This window comes from Moorena sp. SIO4E2 (assembly GCF_010671945.1).
GTDB classification, from domain to species: domain Bacteria; phylum Cyanobacteriota; class Cyanobacteriia; order Cyanobacteriales; family Coleofasciculaceae; genus Moorena; species Moorena producens.
Window position 1 is genome coordinate 1 of record NZ_JAAHIE010000672.1, and the last position, 3,415, is coordinate 3,415.

Annotated in this window: 2 protein-coding genes; both read right to left on the bottom strand. The window is 44.0% G+C overall.

Features of this window, described 5'->3' with window-relative positions:
• Positions 1–2,133: type I polyketide synthase (locus F6K37_RS35170; RefSeq protein WP_287255487.1), on the bottom strand; the 2,133-nt coding region annotated here is incomplete at its 3' end.
• The coding region (locus F6K37_RS35175) for a beta-ketoacyl reductase (RefSeq protein WP_287255489.1) at positions 2,133–3,415 on the bottom strand (1,283 nt) is incomplete at its 5' end. The genes F6K37_RS35175 and F6K37_RS35170, both read right to left, overlap by 1 nt.

Below are 3,415 nucleotides of genomic sequence, written 5' to 3' on the forward strand. Positions count from 1 at the left end.
TATTTCACCACCAGAGGGCAACTGTTGCATCAACCTTCCCCTGGCGGCAATTAGTTTCAAGCCATCTTCTAAATTGAACACTCCTGCTACAGTTGCTGCCACATATTCACCCACACTATGACCCATAACTACATTTGGTTTAATCCCCCAGGATTGCCAGAGCTTAAAGAGGGCATATTCTAGAGCAAACAGCACCGGTTGGGTATAGGCTGTTTGCTCTAGTAGGGATGAACCGGACTCATCTTTGTCTGTAGGATAGAGGATTTCTCGTAAGGACTTTTCCTGGAAAGTTTCGACAGCACTGAGAATTTCATCACATTGGTGAATCGCTTCACGGAAAGTTGGTGCTTGTTGATACAACTGCCTTCCCATGTTGACATATTGGGAACCTTGTCCTGTGAATAGGAAGGCGATTTTGGGTACTGTGGTGTTATTTGTCAGTTCTCCTGAGTAGATTCCGCCTACTTCTTCTCCTTCTTGGTGCTGTCGGAGTTTTTCAACTAATTCTTGTTGGTTAGAGGCAACAACTGCTAGTCTGTGGTGGAACTGTGCACGTCCTGTATTGGCTGTATGGCAGATATCAGCTACCTTTAATTCGGGATGAGTTTTTAGATAGTTGTGATAACTACCAACTAACTCACCAAGAGCTGTTTGAGTTTTGGCTGACAGAGTTAATATATGAATTGGACGTTCGGCAATATCCTCACTTCCGACTTCTGACTTCTGACTTCTGACTTGAATTGGAGCTTCTTCTAAGATTGCATGAGCATTAGTCCCACTAAAACCAAAGGAACTCACCCCCGCAATGCGACTCTTCCCATTGGTTGGCCAAGGGGTAAGTTGAGTTGAGACTTGTAGAGGTAATTGAGACCAATTAATATAGGGATTAGGTTGGTTAAAATGCAATGATGGTGCTATTTTTTGCTGTTGCAGTTGCAGGACTACTTTCATTAAACCGGCAATTCCTGCTGCCACCTCTAAGTGACCAATGTTGGTCTTAGCAGAACCAATGATTACAGGGTGCTCAACAGAGTGGTTTGAACCAAATACTGTTCCTATGGCTCCAACTTCAATGGGGTCTCCCAAAGAAGTTCCTGTACCATGAGCTTCTATATAACTAACATCTGCTGGGTCTACTGCTCCATTGGCCAAAGCTTGACGGATAACAGCTACTTGAGAAGGACCATTAGGTACTGTCAAGCCACCACTCGGTCCGTCTTGATTGACCGCCGTGCCCCGAATTACTGCCAAAATATTATCCCCATTAGCTACAGCATCTGAAAAACGCTTCAAAACAATGATTCCGCATCCTTCTCCACGCACATAACCATTTGCCGAGGCATCAAAGGTCTTGCACCGACCATCGGTAGATAGCATTTTTGCTTGAGAGTAAACAATACTCGACTCAGGAGACAGTAGTAGATTCACACCACCAGTTAAAGCCATATTGCATTCTCGCTGTCTGAGGCTCTGACAAGCCAGATGCACCGATACCAAAGAGGAAGAGCAAGCCGTTTCTACAGCCAGATTCGGTCCTGTCAGTCCCAAGATGTATGATAAACGACCTGTAGCAGCACTCGAAGCATTACCTGTACCCCAATAAGCTTCTGGTATCTCAGAGGTTACCAGCCTATGTGAGTAATCGCTACCAGCAATACCAATAAATACTCCAGTGAGACTATTAAACAATTTGTCTGGGACAATGTTAGCCCTTTCGATGGCTTCCCAACTGACTTCAAGCAACAAGCGTTGTTGGGGGTCTAAGCTGTGAGCTTCTCGGGGAGAAATCCCGAAAAATGCAGTATCGAAGCCATCTATTTGTGAAAGAAAACCACCGTCGCGGGTGCAAATTTTGCCTGGAGCATCTGGGTCTGGGTCATAGTAGTCATCAATGTTCCATCGCGCTAATGGTACTTCGGAGATTGCATCTACTCCATCATTGAGTAGTTGCCAGAAGGCTTCAGGAGAGTCTACTCCACCAGGGAAGCGACAACTCATGCCAATTATCGCTATGGGTTCTATTTTTTGATTTTCAAAAGTTTCTACTTGAGACTGCAAAGTTTCTATCTGGCGAAAAGCATTTTCCATTAATGCTTTGTAGTTTACAGTACGGCTGCTTTTACTTTCTTTCATTAGCTTTTATTTCCTCCCAGAGATTCTATTTTTTTAGCTAGTAATTTGGCCATTTCTTCTTCAGACATTTCTTGAAAACGAGATGCGTTATCTATTTCCTCTTGTTCTACATTTTCTGTTTCATCTAGGTCAGAATAGAACTCTAGCGAGATGACATCACTGGCTAAATACTCTACAAGTGCTTCTACCGTCGGATAGTCAAACAATAGTGTTGAACTTAAGCTTGTTTCTAAGCTTGATTCCAAGCGATTTTTCAATTCCACTGCCATCAGAGAATCTAATCCTAAGTCAAACAAAGGTTGTCGCATTCCTATCTTTTGTGTATCTGTCCAGCCTAAGGTTTTGGCTATCAAAGAGCGAATCTGATTGGTTAATAACTCCTGACGTTCTGAAACTGGTACTGATTCGAGTTGTTCTCTGAATGCCGACTTTTTGGTTAATGATGGCTCAGTCGAAATCAAAGCCTCTAGGAATGGTATCTTTTGCCCATGCCCACCAGGGAGCTGATGGACGAATTTTGACCAATTAATGGGCAACACTACAACTTGACTGGAAGAGTCGGATAACAATGAATCCAATGCCTGCATTCCCCTTTCTGGTTCTATGGCAATCATCCCACTACTCTCCAGTCGATTTTGATTGAGACTATCTAAACGAGCTGCCATGCCTGCTGATCCCCAAGCTCCCCAGTTGATACTCAACCCTGGCAATCCCAGACCCCGACGATAGTGAGCTAATGCATCCATAAACCCATTGGCTGCTGCATAATTTCCTTGACCTGGACTCCCAAAAAGAGAAGCTATGGAGGAAAAACAGACAAAGAAATCTAAGGGTAAATCTTTGGTGAATTGATGCAAATACCAAGTTCCTTGCACCTTTGGTGCCATCACTTTGGTAAACTGCTGCCAACTCATCTGTTGCAGTACCCCATCATCCAACACTCCTGCTGCATGAATCACTCCTTTAAGTGGGGGTAATGATGTCGATATTGCCTCTAAAGTTTTGGCAACATCTTCTTGACAGGAAATATCTCCTAATAAGACACTTACAGAGGCTCCGGCTGTTTCTAAGTTCCCGATCACTTTTTGTGCGTTTTCACTAGGAGCACGACGCCCACTCAAGACTAGATGCTGGGCTCCCTGTTTTACCATCCATTGGGCTAATTCCAATCCTAGTGCTCCTAATCCTCCTGTGATCAAATAACTTGCTTCTGGTTGGATGGAACTGGGTTCAGAAGCTTGTGGCATCTCCACTACTACCTTGCCTATATTTTTGGCTTGCT